The sequence below is a fragment of the Salmonella sp. SAL4457 genome (genome assembly GCF_046548235.1).
GTDB lineage: Bacteria > Pseudomonadota > Gammaproteobacteria > Enterobacterales > Enterobacteriaceae > Salmonella > Salmonella enterica.
Genome location: NZ_JBGDZO010001258.1, coordinates 1 through 239 on the forward strand (window position 1 = coordinate 1; position 239 = coordinate 239).

The 239-nt window shown below is 65.7% G+C and carries 1 protein-coding gene; it reads right to left on the reverse strand.

All coding sequences use genetic code 11. The features are described from left to right. Positions 1-239 (reverse strand): TonB-dependent receptor domain-containing protein (locus ACLJNW_RS28235; protein ID WP_410961945.1); only part of this gene is annotated, 239 nt, incomplete at both ends.

A 239-nucleotide genomic window follows, 5' to 3' on the forward strand; every position in this document is an offset into this window, starting at 1 on the left:
GCCCATCATGGCGCTGCGGTAGTCGAACAGGATGTAGTCGCGCACCTGCCCGACATAGCCCGAGGCCCAGTCGTCCAGGCGCTCGTCGCGGTACTGGATGCCGAAGTCGAGCTGGGTGGTCTTCTCCGGCTTGATGCTGTCGAAGGCATTGGTGGAGCCGGTAGGGCCCTGGTCGGGGGAGAACAGCTCCCAGTAGTCGGGGAAGCGCTGGGCATGGCCCAGGCCGATGTAGGTGGTGG